Source organism: Okibacterium sp. AC114, from assembly GCF_979253355.1.
The window spans coordinates 326,645-342,771 of sequence record NZ_CEEDBR010000001.1 but is presented as its reverse complement, the minus strand read 5'-3'; the positions used below and the strand labels follow the sequence as shown (position 1 = coordinate 342,771).

Annotated in this window: 16 protein-coding genes; 3 read left to right on the top strand and 13 right to left on the bottom strand. The window is 68.7% G+C overall.

The window, feature by feature from the left end; genetic code table 11:
• Positions 1 to 167: 167 nt before the first annotated feature.
• The 11 genes from hemL to hemE form a co-directional block, all read right to left on the bottom strand.
• Positions 168 to 1,502 carry a glutamate-1-semialdehyde 2,1-aminomutase gene (gene hemL, locus ACZ6IE_RS01635; RefSeq protein ID WP_464608571.1) on the bottom strand — a complete coding sequence of 445 codons (1,335 nt, stop codon included), beginning with the start codon at positions 1,500 to 1,502 and terminating at the stop codon, positions 168 to 170.
• Between the two features lie 137 nt (positions 1,503 to 1,639).
• The gene (hemB, locus tag ACZ6IE_RS01630) at positions 1,640 to 2,614 is read right to left on the bottom strand and encodes a porphobilinogen synthase (protein WP_464606481.1); all 975 of its coding nucleotides are present in this window, start codon (positions 2,612 to 2,614) and stop codon (positions 1,640 to 1,642) included.
• A 77-nt stretch (positions 2,615 to 2,691) separates the two neighbouring features.
• Positions 2,692 to 3,489 carry a uroporphyrinogen-III synthase gene (locus ACZ6IE_RS01625; protein WP_464606480.1) on the bottom strand — a complete coding sequence of 266 codons (798 nt, stop codon included), beginning with the start codon at positions 3,487 to 3,489 and terminating at the stop codon, positions 2,692 to 2,694.
• Complete coding sequence (gene hemC / locus ACZ6IE_RS01620; RefSeq protein WP_464606479.1) at positions 3,486 to 4,460, bottom strand: hydroxymethylbilane synthase; 975 nt, start codon at positions 4,458 to 4,460, stop codon at positions 3,486 to 3,488. The genes ACZ6IE_RS01625 and hemC overlap by 4 nt, the downstream gene beginning before the upstream one ends.
• On the bottom strand, positions 4,457 to 5,674 hold the full coding sequence (locus tag ACZ6IE_RS01615) for a ferrochelatase (RefSeq protein ID WP_464606478.1): 1,218 nt from the start codon (positions 5,672 to 5,674) through the stop codon (positions 4,457 to 4,459). The genes hemC and ACZ6IE_RS01615 overlap by 4 nt, the downstream gene beginning before the upstream one ends.
• Positions 5,671 to 6,432, bottom strand: a complete 762-nt coding sequence (gene hemQ / locus ACZ6IE_RS01610; RefSeq protein WP_464606477.1) for a hydrogen peroxide-dependent heme synthase — start codon at positions 6,430 to 6,432, stop codon at positions 5,671 to 5,673. Before hemQ ends, ACZ6IE_RS01615 begins: the two co-directional genes overlap by 4 nt.
• Before the next feature lie 172 nt (positions 6,433 to 6,604).
• The gene (locus ACZ6IE_RS01605; RefSeq protein WP_464606476.1) at positions 6,605 to 6,853 is read right to left on the bottom strand and encodes a DUF3618 domain-containing protein; all 249 of its coding nucleotides are present in this window, start codon (positions 6,851 to 6,853) and stop codon (positions 6,605 to 6,607) included.
• Positions 6,840 to 7,250, bottom strand: a complete 411-nt coding sequence (locus ACZ6IE_RS01600) for a phage holin family protein (RefSeq protein ID WP_077054296.1) — start codon at positions 7,248 to 7,250, stop codon at positions 6,840 to 6,842. The genes ACZ6IE_RS01605 and ACZ6IE_RS01600 overlap by 14 nt, the downstream gene beginning before the upstream one ends.
• Positions 7,251 to 7,262: 12 nt before the next feature.
• A complete protein-coding gene (locus ACZ6IE_RS01595) occupies positions 7,263 to 7,655 on the bottom strand; it encodes a hypothetical protein (protein ID WP_464606475.1) in 393 nt (130 codons plus the stop codon).
• Positions 7,656 to 7,739: 84 nt separating this feature from the next.
• Positions 7,740 to 9,245, bottom strand: coding sequence for a protoporphyrinogen oxidase (hemG, locus tag ACZ6IE_RS01590; protein WP_464606474.1), 1,506 nt, complete (start codon positions 9,243 to 9,245; stop codon positions 7,740 to 7,742).
• Positions 9,245 to 10,393: a uroporphyrinogen decarboxylase gene (hemE, locus tag ACZ6IE_RS01585; protein ID WP_464606473.1), complete on the bottom strand. Its 1,149-nt coding sequence runs from the start codon at positions 10,391 to 10,393 to the stop codon at positions 9,245 to 9,247. Before hemE ends, hemG begins: the two co-directional genes overlap by 1 nt.
• Before the next feature lie 127 nt (positions 10,394 to 10,520).
• Here hemE and ACZ6IE_RS01580 point away from each other — a divergent pair, with 127 nt between their 5' ends.
• The gene (locus ACZ6IE_RS01580) at positions 10,521 to 11,984 is read left to right on the top strand and encodes a glutamyl-tRNA reductase (protein WP_464608570.1); all 1,464 of its coding nucleotides are present in this window, start codon (positions 10,521 to 10,523) and stop codon (positions 11,982 to 11,984) included.
• A 117-nt stretch (positions 11,985 to 12,101) separates the two neighbouring features.
• On the opposite strand, the gene ACZ6IE_RS01575 is transcribed toward ACZ6IE_RS01580, so the two are convergent.
• Complete coding sequence (locus ACZ6IE_RS01575) at positions 12,102 to 12,632, bottom strand: DUF4190 domain-containing protein (protein ID WP_464606472.1); 531 nt, start codon at positions 12,630 to 12,632, stop codon at positions 12,102 to 12,104.
• Positions 12,633 to 12,758: 126 nt separating this feature from the next.
• Positions 12,759 to 14,141 carry a glycine--tRNA ligase gene (locus tag ACZ6IE_RS01570; protein WP_077054302.1) on the bottom strand — a complete coding sequence of 461 codons (1,383 nt, stop codon included), beginning with the start codon at positions 14,139 to 14,141 and terminating at the stop codon, positions 12,759 to 12,761.
• A 268-nt stretch (positions 14,142 to 14,409) separates the two neighbouring features.
• Here ACZ6IE_RS01570 and ACZ6IE_RS01565 point away from each other — a divergent pair, with 268 nt between their 5' ends.
• Positions 14,410 to 15,645 carry an LPXTG cell wall anchor domain-containing protein gene (locus ACZ6IE_RS01565; RefSeq protein WP_464606471.1) on the top strand — a complete coding sequence of 412 codons (1,236 nt, stop codon included), beginning with the start codon at positions 14,410 to 14,412 and terminating at the stop codon, positions 15,643 to 15,645.
• Positions 15,646 to 15,654: 9 nt separating this feature from the next.
• Positions 15,655 to 16,068 (top strand): NUDIX domain-containing protein, encoded by a 414-nt coding sequence (locus ACZ6IE_RS01560; protein ID WP_464606470.1) that lies wholly within the window; start codon positions 15,655 to 15,657, stop codon positions 16,066 to 16,068.
• Positions 16,069 to 16,127 lie beyond the last annotated feature (59 nt).

Here is a 16,127-nt window from a genome sequence, read left to right as displayed (position 1 = left end):
TGCCGGTTATATGCCGCGAATGGGATGGTGACAGTTCACAAAGACATAACGGCCGCGTTGACGGACAAGCTCAACACAGACACCGGGCGTACGACGAGGATGCGCCTACCGCGACGCGGGTCCCGCCGCGCCGACAGAGCCGCACCGGGTTCGACGCGCCTCAGCGGCTATGCGGGCTGTGCTGCTGCCGCCGCCTTCGCCGCTGCGGGCAGGGCGTCGATGATGCGCTCGAGGGCCACATCGTCGTGAGCCGCCGTGACGAACCACGCCTCGAAGACGCTGGGCGGCAGAGACACCCCCGCCTCGAGCATGGCGTGGAAGAACGGCGGATAGCGGAAGGCATCCTGGGCCTGCACCTCGGCGTAGTTCGTCGCCGGCGTGTCGGAGAACAGCACGCTGAACAGGTTGCCCGCGCGCTGGATCGTGTGCGCCACACCCTCGGTGGCGAGCGCCTGCGAGACGGCGGACTGCAAACGCGCCGAGACCGCGTCGAGCGTGGCATAGACATCGAGATCGGCGAGACGCAACGTGGCGAGGCCCGCGGCCACGGCGACAGGGTTTCCCGACAGCGTGCCCGCCTGATAGACCGGGCCGAGAGGCGCGAGGTGGTCCATGACCTCGGCGCGGCCACCCAAGGCAGCCAGGGGCATACCTCCGCCGACGACCTTGCCGAAGGTGAACAGGTCGGGCGCGTAGGCCGGGCCGTCAGCGAGAGACGCACCCCAGTAACCGGCAGAGCCGACACGGAAACCGGTGAGGACCTCGTCCACGATGAGCAGCGCGCCCGCCTCGTGCACGATTTCGGTGAGAGCGGCGTTATAACCGGGCTCGGGCGGAACGACACCCATGTTGCACGCCGCCGACTCGACGATCACGGCGGCGATGCGGTCGCCGTGGGTCGCGAACGCGGTGCGCACGGCATCGAGATCGTTGTAGGGCAGCACGAGGGTCTGCGCGGCGATGGGCGCCGGGACACCCGCGGAACCGGGCATGGCGAGAGTCGCCAGACCGGAGCCGGCCTCGGCCAGAAGGCCGTCGGAGTGGCCGTGGTAGTGACCCGAGAACTTGATGAGCAGGTCGCGCCCGGTGAAGCCACGCGCCAGGCGGATGGCCGTCATGGTGGCCTCGGTGCCCGTCGACACGAGCCGTACCTTCTCGACCGGCGCCAGCACACCGTCGGCAGATTCGGCGGTCATCCGCTCGCGGATCAGCTCGGCGAGCTCGGTTTCGGACGGGGTCGTCGCGCCGAACGAGAGTCCCCGGGCGGCGGCGTCTTGCACTGCACGAACCACGTCGGGATGCGCGTGGCCCAGAATGGCGGGGCCCCACGACGCGACCAGGTCGACGTACTCGTGGCCGTCGGCATCCGTGACGTAGGCACCGCGGGCTTCGACGAGGAAACGGGGCGTTCCGCCGACCGACCCGTAGGCGCGCACGGGCGAGTTCACGCCGCCCGGGATCGAGTGCTTGGCGCGTTCGAACAATTCGGCGTTGTGCTGCACGGGGGCTCCTGTCGAGGATGATTCGGGTGTGCGGTCGGCGAGGTCGACGCCAGCGTTGCCGTTGCCGTTGCCGTTGCCGGCGCTGTCGTTATCGGCGCTGTCGATACCGGCGCTGTCGTTATCGGCGCTATCGCTGCTCATCGCAGCCAGCCGGCCAGCTCGGTGGCCCAGTAGGTGAGCACGACGTCGGCTCCGGCGCGCTTGATGCCCAGCACGGACTCTTCGATCGCCCGGCGACGGTCGATCCAGCCGTTCGCGGCCGCGGCCTCGATCATGGCGTACTCGCCCGACACCTGGTAAGCCCACACGGGGATGGTGCTTTCGGCGGCCACATCGGCCAGCACGTCGAGATAGCTCATGGCGGGCTTCACCATGACGATGTCGGCGCCCTCGGCCTCGTCGAGGATGGCCTCGCGCATGCCCTCACGGCGGTTGGCGGGGTCGAGCTGGTAGGTGCGGCGGTCGCCCTGCAGCTGAGAATCGACGGCCTCACGGAACGGCCCGTAGAACGCCGACGCGTATTTCGCCGAGTAGGCGAGGATGGCGGTGTCGGTGAAGCCTTCGGCGTCGAGCGCCTGGCGCACAACGGCGACCTGGCCGTCCATCATGCCGCTGAGGCCCAGGATGGCCGAGCCCGCGCGCGCCTGCGCCAGCGCCATCTCGACGTAGCGTTCGAGCGTCGCGTCGTTGTCGACCGCGCCCTTCTCATCGAGAACGCCGCAGTGGCCGTGATCGGTGAACTCGTCGAGGCAGAGGTCGGTCTGCACGACGATGTCCGACCCGAACTCATCAACCAGCACACGCGTGGCACGGTTGAGGATGCCGTCGGGGTCGCTCGCCTGCGAGCCCACAGCGTCGCGCACCTCGGGCACGCCGAACAGCATGACGCCGCCGACACCCGCGGCCACCGCATCGGCCGTTGCACGTCGCAGCGAATCCATCGAATGCTGCATCACGCCCGGCATCGAGCCGAGCGGCACGGCCTCGTCGAGACCCTCACGGATGAAGAGCGGCAACACCAACTCGTTCGGGTGCAGGCGCAGCTCGGTGGTGAGCCGGCGCATGGCCGGTGTGGTGCGAAGACGACGGGGACGAATGCTCGGAAAACTCACCCCTCAAGCCTACGCGCGAAGGCTGAGAGCGGATGCTCGGGCGGCGCCTTTCCGCTCAGCGCTGAACGCGCTCGGGATCAGTTGCCGTGACCGTCGACGGCTACGGGATGCCCGTCGGTCACGGCGCGCACGACGGCGTCGAGCAAGGCCGTCACGGTCTGCTCGCGCGACACTACGTGCACGGTCAACCCGGCGGCCTCGGCATCCTTCGCGGTGCGCGGGCCGATGGCAGCCACGAGCGTCGTCTCGGGAAGAGTGCCGAACTGCTCGACGACCTGATCGGCAACGCTGCCCGAGGTCACCAGGATGGCGTTGATGCGCCCCGATGTGACGTCTTCGACGACCTTGGGCAGGGCGGGCTCACCCACCGTGCGGTAGGCCACGACCGACTGCACGTTGTGCCCGGCCTCGATGAGCCCCTGCGTGAGCAGCGGTTTAGCGATCTCGGAGCGCAACGTGAGAAAACGCCGCGGTTCTGTTTCGAGTGCCGTGAGTTCGTCGACCATGCCCCGCGCCGAGTTGTCCTTCTCGGGCACCAGGTCGACCTGATAACCGACGGCCTGCAGCGCCGCCGCCGTGGTCTCGCCGACGGCCGCGATCTTGGTGGATGCCGGCACCCGCACGTTCTGCGAATAGAGCACGTCGACCGTGGTCGCGCTCGTGACCGTCAGCCAGTGGAACTCGCCGCGTTCGAGTGCACCCAGCGCGGCCGTGAGCGCCTCGGGATCTTGCGTCGGCGCGAAGTTGATGAGAGGCGCCACGACGGGGGTCGCGCCGCGCGCACGGAGGTCGGCGGCGACGCCGTCGCCCCACGGTCCGCCGCGCGGAACGAGGATGCGCCAGCCCTTGAGCGGCTTCGGGTCGCCGGTGGTCACGAGAAAGCTCCTACGGGTGCAAATGAGGCGGCGCCCGCCTCGAGAAGACGTTCGGCCACGCGGGCACCGAGCATCTCGGGTGAGAGTTGCTCGTCGATCTCCGCGTCGGCGCGTTCCGTCACCGAACGGAGTCCGTCGGTGCTGTACACGGTAGCCGACAGGAAGAGGGTCCCGTCTTGCACGACGGCCGCGGCACCCACCGGGGCGGCGCAACCGGCTTCCAGCGTGGCGAGAACGCCGCGCTCGGCCGTTGCCGTGAGGGCGGCGTCGCGATCGTTGAGGGCGCCGACCGCTGCGGCGATCTGCTCGCCGATGCCCGCGGCCTCCTCGCGCGATGCGGCTTCGAAGCCGCCGCCGATATCGCTCGACCGCACCTCGAGCGCGAGTGCACCCTGACCGGGCGCCGTCGGCCACCGGTCGAGGTCGAACAGGTCGGTGATGGCGTCGCTGCGGCCGATGCGGTCGAGACCAGCGGCCGCGAGCACGACGGCGTCGAGGTCGTCGGGGTTTACTCGGGCCAGGCGCGAGTCGATGTTGCCGCGGATGTCGACGATCTGCAGGTCGGGGCGCGCGGCCAACAGCTGGGCGACGCGTCGGGGCGAACCCGTGCCGACCTTGGCCCCGCGGGGCAGTTCGCCGAGCGACAGGTTGTCGCGCGCGCACAGTGCGTCGCGCGCGTCGGCCCGCTGCGGGATGCCGGCCACCACGAGCCCGTCGTAGGGCTGCGTGGGCAGGTCTTTCAGGGAGTGCACCAGCAGGTCGCATTCGTCGGCGACGAGCGCCTCGCGCAGCGCCGAAGCGAAGACGCCCGTTCCGCCGAGCGATGACAGTGAAGCCCGTGAGACGTCGCCGTGCGAGATCACGGTGACCAGGTCGACAGGGGTGCCGACGGCCGCCGTGATCTCGCGCGCGACGTCTCCGGTTTGCGCCAGAGCGAGAGCGCTGCCGCGGGTTCCGATACGAAGGGTCACGGCACCAACCCGGCGGCCGCCGGTTTGAAGCCGAGGCGCGCGTTCTCACAGCATCCGGGGCGGCACACGTCGTACCACGGGCCGAGGTTCGTCACCGAGGGACGGCTGTCGGCGGGCACGCCGTCACGGCGCTCCAGGACGAGGTCGATGAGGCCGGACACGTAGTCGCGGTGGACACCGGGCGTCGGCACACGGATGGCGAGCAGCGAAAGCTCGTCGGCCGTCTCCATGGCCTCGTTGTCGAGGTCCCACATGACCTCCATGTGGTCGCTCACGAAACCGAGCGGCACGATGACGACGGCCTTGCGACCGGCGGCGGGCAGCTCGCCCATGGCGTCGTTGATGTCGGGCTCGAGCCACGGCACGCTGGGCGGGCCGGAGCGCGACTGGAAGACGAGCTTCCACGGCACGTCGACGTCGATGCCGGCCTCGCGCTTGGCGGACTCCATGACGACCTCGGCGACCGCGAGGTGCTGGGCCTGGTAGGCGCCACCCTCGCCGAAACCGCGCTCGGCCGGGCCCGACTTGCGAGCATCAGCAGAGGGGATCGAGTGCGTCGTGAAGAGCACCTCGACCTCGGTGGCCAGATCGATGTCGGGGCGGTCGGTGGCGAGCTGACGGTAGGCATCGCGCACGCCGTCGACGAACGGCGTGACGAAACCGGGGTGGTCGAAGAATTGACGCACCTTGTCGATCTGGATCTCGCCGTGCAGGTTGGTCTCTTCGAGCGCGATCCAGAAGTCCTCACGGTACTGGCGGCAGCTCGAGAACGAGGAGTAGGCGCTCGTGGCGATGGCGATGAGCTTGGTGAAACCGCGCTCCTTGGCCTCGAGTACGGCGTCGCGCAGATACGGGTCCCAGTTGCGGTTGCCCCATAGGACGGGCAGGTCGATGCCGCGGCGCTCGAGTTCGGCCTCGAGGGCCGCCTTGAGTTCGCGGTTCTGGTCGTTGATGGGGCTCACGCCGCCGAAGTGGCGGTAGTGGTGGGCCACCTCTTCGAGGCGCTCCTCGGGGATGCCGCGGCCGCGGGTCACGTTGCGCAGGAACGGGATGACGTCATCCTGCCCCTCTGGCCCACCGAACGATGCCAGCAGGATGGCGTCGTAGGCGACGGGCTCTTCGATGTGCGGTTTGCCGGTCGCCGCGGCGGGCGTGGCGTCGCGGACGAGCGGCTCGGTGGCGTCGGCCGCGCTCGTGCTGATGGTGTCGGTCATCGCAGTACCTCCGGTACTTCTCGGGACTCGATTCGGCGTCCCGTGAAGAACGGGACCTCTTCGCGAACGTGGCGGCGCGCCTCGGTCTGGCGCAGATCGCGCATGAGGTCGACCAGGTCGACCAGGTTGTCGGCCTCGAGCGGCAGCAGCCACTCGTAGTCGCCGAGGGCGAACGAGGCGACCGTGTTGGCCAATACGTCGCGGAACGCGGCGCCCTTGCGGCCGTGCTCGGCGAGCATGGCGCGGCGCTCTTCTTCGGGCAACAGGTACCACTCGTAGCTGCGCACGAAGGGGTAGAGGCACAGCCATCCGCGTGCCTCTTTGCCGCGCAAGAAACCGGGCACGTGGTTGCGGTTGAACTCGGCGTCGCGGTGCACACCCATGGCGTTCCAGGTGGGCACGAGTGCCGAGATCAGCGAGGTGCGTCGCAGTTCGCGCAGGGCAGCCTGCAGCTCTTCGGCGCTGTTGCCGTGCAGCCAGACCATGAGGTCGGCGTCGGCACGCAGCCCGGACACGTCGTAGAAGCCGCGCAGGACGACGTTCTTCTCGGCCTGCTGGGCGATGAACTTGTCGAGCTGGGCGACCTGGGCGTCTTCGCTCGACGTGATGCCGAACTCGTCGGAGGTGGCCTGGGCCGATGCGGATGCGTGGGCGTCGGTGTTTCGACGGAACACGGCCCAGAGGGTGAAACCGTCTTGGGGGCTGTGCTCGGAGGGGGTATCAGTGGGGGTCGTCAAGGCCTCGGCCTGGTGGGTCATGTCTCTATCCTCGCTCAGGTCGGCGCATACAGCAAAGCGAGCGGATGCGCGACACACGGGGTTCTCAGCGTGTCGGTTCGGGCGGCTCCGGGCGGAGCCGAAACGCGACGACGGCCCGCCCTCGAGAGAGGTGCGGGCCGTCGTCGGCGGTGGTGTCAGGCGGGCGTCGCAGTTAGTGCTTCACGATCGAACGCACGATGGAGAAGACGCTCAATCCAACGAGAGCAGCGGTGCCGGCCACGCCGACGCCGAGGGCGACGGGCTTGGTGCGGCTGACCTCGACGACGCGGCGTTTGGCACGCTCGGCGGCTCGGTCGATCTGCTTCGGAACGTTGAGCTTCTCTTCGATCGCGTTGAGGGCGGCCGCGAGATCGGCGCGCGCCTGCTCAGGCTTCGGAACGCCGGATTCAGTGTTCGCCATATTCGCCCAACCCCTTCACTGCGTCGACGTCTTTCTTCAGGCTCTCGCCCGTGCTGGGCTCCTGCCCCATCTTCTTGAAGAATCTGAGGCCCAGGAAGGCCAGCACCGCCGCGACGATCACGAAGAACGCGAAGACGATGAGGGCCGCGAGCCACGGCGGCAGCACGACGGCCAGGCCGAGGATGGCTGCGGCGATGAGCACGCCCACCGCGAAGAACAGGAGGACGGCCGCCGCGACGAAGAGCCCGATGCCGATGCCGGCGAACTTGACCTTGTGCGTGAGCTGCTGCTTGAGCTGCTCGATCTCGGCCTTGATCAGGTTGGTGACGAGCTCGGGCAGCTCACCGATGAGGGTGAAGAGCGACTTGCGCGCCTCTTCTTTGGAGTCGGGTTTCACGGCGAATCGTCCTTACTCGGTCTTGTCGGAGGAGTCTGCCGAGGTGTCGGCGGACGCAGCGGCGGTGGCCGACGCGGAGCGCTTCGTTCCCGCCTTCACCGACTTGCCGATTTCGCTCGCGGTGTCGACGGCAGCCTTCTTGGCGCCCTCGACCTTCTGCTCTTTCGACTGGTCGCTGGTGACGACGTTGACGACCTTCTTGGCGCCGTTCAACAGCACGCCGGGAACCTCGCTCGCACGGGCCTTGGCGAAGTCTTCGACCTTGCCGACCTGCTTCTGCACGGGCTTGGCGTTCCACACCTTCGCCCAGCTCGTCTGGATCTGGCGGTAACGCTCTCGGCCGGCTCGCGTGCCGAGCACGTAACCAGTGGCCAGTCCGGCGACGAAAAGTACTTTGCCTTTCATGGGACTCCGTTCAGGTTGCGGTCAATTACCCCAGCGTAGCCCTGTTGCGGGGGTCGCCGCCCAGGGGTTGCGCCCGTATTCGTCTCAGGGCATAGAGGTTTCGGCGACGACAGCGTGTCGCACTCGGGATGCGGCGGCCGCGGCATCCGGAACCACCGATGCCAGCCCCGTTCCACTCAGCCAGGCGCCCGCCACCTCGAGACCCTCGAAGAGTTCGACGGCCTCTCGCACGCGCTCGACGGCCTGACGGTGACCGATCGTCGCGACGGGAACGGTGCCCCGCCAGGGCGTGCGTGCGGCGTCGACGACCTGCTCGGCCGTGAGTGGGGTGCCGAAGAGAATGGATGCGTCGGCGAGCGCCTGCGCGACCAGTTCGTCGTCGCCGAGGGCGGCCGTCGAATCGGTGTCGCCCTGCCGCCCATAGGACAGTCGGATGACGTGGCGGTGCGGCCCGTCTTCGGCGGCGCGTTCGGCGAGCCACGACCACTTGGCGTCGGAGTGCGTCATGGCTTTGGCGCGGACCGAGGAGCCCGGGGCGACCAGGATTCCGGTGCCGCGCGGGTAGGTGTCGAGGGCGGGGGCGTCGAGCACGAGGGTGACGAGTTCGATGGGGGCGGGGCCATCCGGAACCTCGTCGAGGGCCTCGCGGAGCGGCTCGGAACCCGGCAGTTCGGACAACAGCGCGCGCGTGACACTCTCGGGTGCCGCGAGGACGAGGAAGTCGCTGTCGATGGTCTCGCCGTCGGCGAGCACGGTGCGCCAGCGGGGAGTCGCGGGAGAAGCGGCGTCGGCCCCGGGCAGCGTCTCGATAGCGGCCACGCGGGCCTCGGTGCGCAACACGCCGCCCAGGCTTTCTACGCTCTCGACGAGGGCCTCGACGAGGCGGTACATGCCGCCGCGCAGACCCGAGACGGCCGAACCGGGTTTGGCGTCGCCGCGCAGAAGCGCGATGGCGCCCGACAGCGACCCGGCCCGTGTGAGCGCCTTGTTCAACCCGGGCGCCGCGAGGTCGACCTCGAGGTCGTAGGGGCTGGCCGAGTAGACGCCGCCTGCGACGGGCCAGACGAGACGCTCGAGCACTTTGCGGCCCATGCGCTTCTCGACGAGACGCCCGAGGTTGTGCACGCGGCCTATCGCCAGCACGGGCATGACGCGGTCGAGGTAGGCCCGCCACGCGCCGCCCCAGCCGAGAGCCCGGCGAACATCGTCGGCGAAAGGATTAGAGGGGATGCCGAGCACGCCGCCCTTGGGCATGGGGATGGTCAACTCGCCGCCGGCCGCATCGGGCAGTCGCAGCCACGCGCCCTGGGGGTTGGGCTTCACGATCTCGTCGTCGAGTCCGAGGTCGTGCACGAGGGACGCCACGTGTCCGCCACGCGTGGCATAGCTCTCGGCGCCGCTGTCGACGGTGAGGCCCGCGACCTGCACCTGCGCGAGGGCGCCACCCGCGGCATCCGTGGCCTCGAGGATGGTGACGCGCACGCCGATCTTGGCGATCTCGCGCGCGGCGACGAGCCCTGCGACGCCGCCGCCCACGACGACCGCGTGCAGCTCTGACACGTGGCGCTCGGAAACGTGACGCTCGCTCATTAGCGGTAGTCGTGCACGAACTCGACGAGACGCGTGAGCACGGTCGGGTCGGTCTCGGGAGGCACGCCGTGGCCGAGGTTCAGCACGTGGGCCGGCGCGACCTTGCCGCGCTCGAGCACGTCGACCACATGGGCCTCGAGCACGGGCCACGGTGCCGACAGGATGGCGGGGTCGACGTTGCCCTGCAGCGTGACGACTCCCCCGAGCCGGCGCGACGCCTCGTCGAGCGGCACACGGTAGTCGACACCCACCACGTCGGCGCCGATGTCGTGCATGGCCTTCAACAGCTCGCCCGTGCCCACCCCGAAGTGCACGATGGGAACGTTGCGGGCGTGCGTGGTCTCATGAGCCGCGCCCTCGGCATCCGACTCGGATGTCGTCACGTCGTAGCTGAGGTCGCGGACATGTTCGAGGGCCTTCGACGATGCCGGTGCCACGTGCCGCACGTAGTCGTCGAGCGACAGCGCGCCCGCCCACGAGTCGAACAGCTGCGCGGCGGAGGCCCCGGCGAGCACCTGGGCGCGCAGGAAACGCCCCGTGACCTCGGCCGACCAGGCCATGAGCTTGGCCCACGACTCGGGATCGGCGTGCATGAGCGTGCGCGCGCGGATGTGGTCTTTCGACGGACCGCCCTCGACGAGATAGGCCGCCAGCGTGAAGGGTGCTCCCGCGAAACCGATCAACGGCGTGTCGCCGTGGTTCTCGCCCAGTTCGGCGACCGTCATGGCCACGGCCTCGCGCACGGGGGCAAGGGTTTCGTCGAGGATGGCGGGGTCGAGGGAGATGAGCTCGTCGACATCCGCCGCCGTGCGAACGGCCTTGCCGAGCACCGGACCCTTGCCCGGAACGATGTCGACGTCGACACCGACCTGCTTGAGCGGCACCACGATATCGCTGAAGAAGATGCCCGCGTCGACCCCGTGGCGGCGAATGGGCTGCAACGTGATCTCCGAGGCCATCTCGGGTTTGAGGCAGGCGTCGAGCATGGCCGTGCCGATGCGCAGATCGCGGTACTCCGGCAACGACCGGCCCGCCTGACGCATGAACCACACGGGCGTGACCGCCTGCCGAACGCCCTGGTAGGTGCGCACGAGACGCGAATCGGTGGTGCGGCCAGAGGCGAGCGGATGCTGCGGGGAGAGTTTCACTCCCCCATTCTCTCAAACCCGGCGCGGTCGGCGGGCCCCGGAACCCGGTCGTGACCCGCACGTTCGTGCAGGGCGAAACCGCGGGGCCCCGGGCACAGCGGCGAGCGCGTAGAATGGTTCGGTGCTCATGTGTTTGACGGCGAGTCACAAAAACGCCAGCTTCGACCTCCTCGAGGCCTTGAGCGTACGCACCGACTCGGTCGCGCGCCGCATCACCGAACACACCGAATGCGTCTCGGGCGCCGTGGTCGTCGCCACCTGCAACCGCTTCGAGGCCTACATCGACTTCGATGAGCCGCTCACGAGCGCCCAGGCCGTCGCCCTCGAGGCCACCGCAGACGCCGTCGCGGCCGCCAGCGGCATCGACGCCGCCATCCTGCGCCAGAGCCTCGAGGTGCACTCGGGGCAAGACGCCGCCGAGCACCTGTTCGCGGTCGCCGCCGGGCTCGAATCCGTCGTCGTGGGCGAAGGCGAGATCGCCGGCCAGGTGCGCCGCTCCCTCGAGCGCGCCCGCGAAGAGGGCACCACGTCGAGCGATCTCGAGCGTTTGTTCCAGCGGGCCTCACAGACCTCCCGCGGCATCAAGAACCGCACCCCGCTCGGCCGCGCCGGCCGTTCCATCGTGCGCCTCGCGCTCGACCTGGCCGAGAGCCGCATCAACGACTGGTCGGCCACCAAGGTCCTCCTCGTCGGCACGGGCGCTTACGCGGGCGCCAGCCTCGCCGCCCTGCGCGACCGCGGCGTCACCGACGTGAGCGTCTACTCCCCCTCGGGCCGCGGCGCGCGCTTCGCCACCAAGCACGACATGGACAACGTGTCGTCGACCGACTTCGCGCGGCTCGCAGCATCCGTCGACGTCATCGTCACCTGCACCACCGCCAACGGCCACGTCATCGACGCCGAGCTGTTGCAGCGCGGCCGACTCGAGGCACACGCGGCGGGCACGGATGCCGCAGCCACCGTCACCCCCATCGGCGCCGCCGCCTCAGCCCCCGCTGTCGCCCACTCCGCTGCCGCAGCCGACCTGACCGCGGGAACGGGACTCGACGGCGCGACCCTCGAAGCCGCCGACGGCTGCCCGGTCGACCACGATGCGCGCGCGCAGCTCGTCATCGACATGGGGCTGCCCCGCAACGTCGACCCCGACGTGCAGACCGTTCGCGGCGTCGAGCTGCTCGACCTCGAGACCATCCGCATCCACGCGCCCCTCGAAGAGCTGCAGGCCACCGACGAGGCGCGCAAGATCGTGTCCCGCGCGGCCCGCAAGTTCTCCGACGTCACCGACGAGCAGAGCGTGTCCGACGCAGTCGTCGCCCTGCGCAGCCATGTTTTCGACCTGCTCGAAGACGAGATCCAGCGCGCGGCGGGTCGCGGCGACGACGGCGAGACCGCCCGCGCCCTGCGCCACCTGACGGGCGTCCTGCTGCACACGCCCACCACGCGCGCCAAGGACTTCGCGCGCGCCGGTGAAGCGCAGAAATACCGCGACGCCATCGAGACGTTGTTCGGCATCTCGGTGGACGGCCTGGCCTCGGCCGCCGAAGACCGCGCGGTCGCCGACGACGCCGCTCGCGGCGAAGCCACCGCTTAGCTCGACCGGCGCGCCGGTTCCTGACTGGCCGCTCGCGGCGCCAGCACCCTCCGACGCCCGCAGCGTTAACGCGAAACGCCCCGCCGTTCGAGTCGGCGGGGCGTTTCGTGACGAGCGTTAGAACGAGGAATAGTCACCCGATGACGCGGCGCCGATGCTGACGATGATCACGAAGATGGTGATCAGGATGATGAAGGCCAGGTAGACGAAGCCGATGACGATACCGGCGATGGCCAGGCCCTTGCCCTGCTCGCCCGTCTTCTTGATCTGCGAGAGCGCGATGAAGCCCAGGATGACGGCGATCACGTTGAAGCCGATGATGGCGCCGACGAGCGAGACGATCGAGAGCACGTTGTACTTCTGGGGCTGCTGACCATAGGCGCCGTACTGCTGCGCGTCGTACTGCTGCTGACCATAGGCCGGCTGCTGACCGTAGGGCTGGTCAGAGCCCTGCTGACCGTAGACCGGCTGCTGGCCGTACGCCTGCTGCTGGTCGTACGACGGCTGCTGACCGTACTGCTGCTGGTCGTAGGAAGGCTGCTGGCCGTAGCCCTGACCCTGGTCGGAGCCACCCGGCTGCTGACCGGAGTTGTGCGCGTTCTGGTCGCCGTAGGGCGAGGGGTCGTTGTTCGAGTTGTTGTCCGACATGGGGCTCCTTCTAGACGTGGGCGTTCTCATGCTGGCAGCGCGGCCCGAACCGTGTCAATCGGATGACACGATGGGGGCCGCGCTGCTGTGCCACTCCCGTGGCGACGTGCAATCGAGCAGGTGTGGCTAGGCGCCGCGCAGCCGCTCGGCGAGATAGAGGTAGAGCTCGTCGATGGAGACGCGCTCCTGCTGCATGGTGTCGCGGTCGCGCACGGTCACGGCGTTGTCCTCGAGCGAATCGAAGTCGACCGTGATGCAGAACGGCGTGCCGATCTCATCCTGGCGACGGTAACGACGACCGATGGCACCCGCGTCGTCGAAGTCGACGTTCCACTGCTCGCGCAGCGTCTTGGCGACCTGACGTGCGAGCGGCGAGAGGGCCTCGTTGCGCGACAGCGGCAGCACGGCGGCCTTGATGGGCGCCAGGCGCGGGTCGAGCTTCAGCACGGTGCGCTTGTCGGTGCCGCCCTTCGCGTTGGGCACCTCTTCTTCGTGATAGGCGTCGACCAGGAACGCCATCAGCGAGCGGGTCAGGCCGGCCGCGGGCTCGATGACATACGGCGTCCAGCGCTCGTTCTTGGCCTGGTCGAAGTACGACAGATCTTTGCCGGATGCCTTCGAGTGCGTCGTCAGGTCGTAGTCGGTGCGGTTGGCCACACCCTCGAGCTCACCGAACTCGCCGCCCGTGAAACCGAAACGGTATTCGATGTCGACGGTGCGCTTCGAGTAGTGCGACAGCTTCTCCTGTGCGTGCTCGTAGAGACGCAGGTTGTCGGGGTTGATGCCGAGGTCGGTGTACCAGCGCAGGCGCTCGTCGATCCAGTACTGGTGCCAGGTCTCGTCGGTGCCGGGCTCGACGAAGAATTCCATCTCCATCTGCTCGAACTCGCGCGTGCGGAAGATGAAGTTTCCGGGCGTGATCTCGTTGCGGAACGACTTGCCGATCTGACCGATGCCGAACGGGGGCTTGATGCGCGCGGCCTGCAGCACGTTGGCGAAGTTCACGAAGATGCCCTGCGCGGTCTCGGGGCGCAGGTAGTGCAAGCCACTCTCGTCGTCGACGGGGCCCAGGTTGGTCTTCAGCAGGCCGGAGAAGGCGCGCGGCTCGGTCCAGTTGCCGCGGTTTCCGGTGTCGGGGTCTGGCACTTCGTCCCAGCTCGACGGCTCACGGCCGTGCTTCGCCTCGAAGGCCTCCCACAGGTGGTCAGCGCGGTAACGCTTGTGGGTGATCGTGGACTCGACGAGCGGGTCGGTGAACACCTCGACGTGACCGGATGCCTCCCACACCTGCTTCGGCAGGATGACGCTCGAGTCGAGCCCGACCACGTCGTCGCGCGACTGCACCATGGTCTTCCACCACTGGCGCTTGATGTTCTCTTTGAGCTCGACGCCCAAGGGACCGTAGTCCCAGGCGGAGCGAGAACCCCCGTAGATTTCACCCGCCTGGAAGACGAACCCGCGGTGGCGGGCCAGGGCGATGACGGAATCAAGACGGGTCGGTGCGGCCACGATACTCCCAATAAAAACAGAACCCAGGCTGGCTGCCTGGTTGCGAACCATCCTAACGGAATGCGTTTTCGGGGCATCCGCCGCGGTGCCGCGGCAGACGCTTCCCCCGCACATCGATGCCGGGCAACGGATCGATAACGAAAGGCGATCCGGCCAGGTTGAGCCCGTTCAAAAGGGGCGGCCGAATGGTAGACATGACGCGTTCGGTGCCTCCGCGCCGAGCAAACTTTTTGGGGGCGCAGCAGGCGTCAGAATCGGGGACCAGGCGATGACGCCTTTCACACGCACGACCGTTGCCACCGGCGCGGCTTTTCTTCTTGTCGCGGGGAGCGCGCTGACGCTCGCGGCTCCGGCATGGGGTGTCACGTCGCCGGTCGCTACGCCCGCGGCAACGGATGCGCCAGCCGCCGGTACTCCCGAAGCGGGAACCGCAGGCCCCGATGCTCCGTCGACCGACGTGCCGGTGGCGCCGACCACGCCGATTTCGCCGATTACCCCTGTCGCACCGGCACCGCCCGTGCCGACGGTGGCCCCTGACGCACCCGTCCCGACCGACATCCCGGCGGACGGTTCGGGAGATGTCGAAAACGTTCCCCGCGAGTCATCCTCCTCCGCGACCGTAGCGCCTGCGGCTCGCGCGGATGCCGGACCCGGGCCCGCACCCGTGCCGGAGGTCGTTCCGGCACCGGACCCGACCGACCCGCCCAACCCCGGCGAAACGCAGATCACCCTGCGTGGCAATGAGGACCCGGAACGGTACGAGAGCCGCGAACGCGTCTTCATCGTGGGCGAAGCCGGGCCTCTCACCGAAATCCGGGTCTTGGACCCGGCCGGCAATCTGATCGCGTTCGACTATTCCGATACGACCGGCGCTTTCTTCCTCACTCTCACCTACCCGCAAGACGCCTACACCAAGCAGACCGTCACCGTCACGTCGAGCTTCGAAGGCGACCTGATTTCTTCGGTGCAGACGTCCTTCAACCTGACGCCACCGACGATGGAGATGGTCGGCTTGTCGTCGCCCGCTGCCGGCCAGACCGTTACCGGACCGGGTTCGCTGATCGACGTACCATTCACCGGCACGGGAGTGGTGGGAGCTCGCGTCGTGGTGTTGGGCTATCCGTTCGCCGGCATCCGGGATGCGGACCTCGACGGGGACTACGCGCCCGAGATCGTTCACGAAACGGTCGTCGGCCCTGACGGAACCTGGGCCACCACCCTGCAGCTCGAGCCCGGCGCGTACTCCTTCAAGGCTCGCCAGATGCTCGATGCCCCGGCATCCAGCCCGTACTTCCCTTACCTCGGCTTCGATTGGGGTGTCGAGTACCGCGACCTGTATGTGACGTCATCCACTCCGTCCGGCGCGACCCTTCCCGAAACGGGAGCTGATTCGGCGGCCCTTCCCACGCTGTCACTGCTCCTGCTGGGCGCGGGAACCGCGGGCATGCTGATCGCCCGACGTCGTTCCGAGCAGGGCGAACGCGGGCAGACGACCCGCGGATAGTCTGGAGGGGTGACTTCGACGCCCCCGCCACCGCTCGATGTGGCCGCGATCGCGCTGGTGCGTGAGCGGCGCGTGCTCATGGTGACGGCGCGGGGGCGGGACGTGCACTACATGCCGGGCGGCAAGGTCGATGCGGGTGAGACACCGGCCGAGGCGGCGGCGCGCGAGGCGTTCGAAGAGGTGCGACTGGCACTCGAGCCATCCGATCTGACCGAGTTGTTCGTCGTTGAGACGTTGGCTCACGGGCAGGCCGAGGGGCGGATGGTGCGCATGACGGTTTTCGGCACCGACACGAGCGAGATGCCGCATCCCTCGAGCGAGGTCAGCGCCCTGCACTGGTGCGACACGCGAGATGCCGACCGCTGCCCGCCCGCCGGGCGAGAGGTGCTGCGGTTGCTCTCCGCCGCGGGAGCGATCGATTGAGCGTGCTCGACCGGGTGCGACGGCGGCGGCGCCCGATCGCCGAACCGCACAGGTCGAGC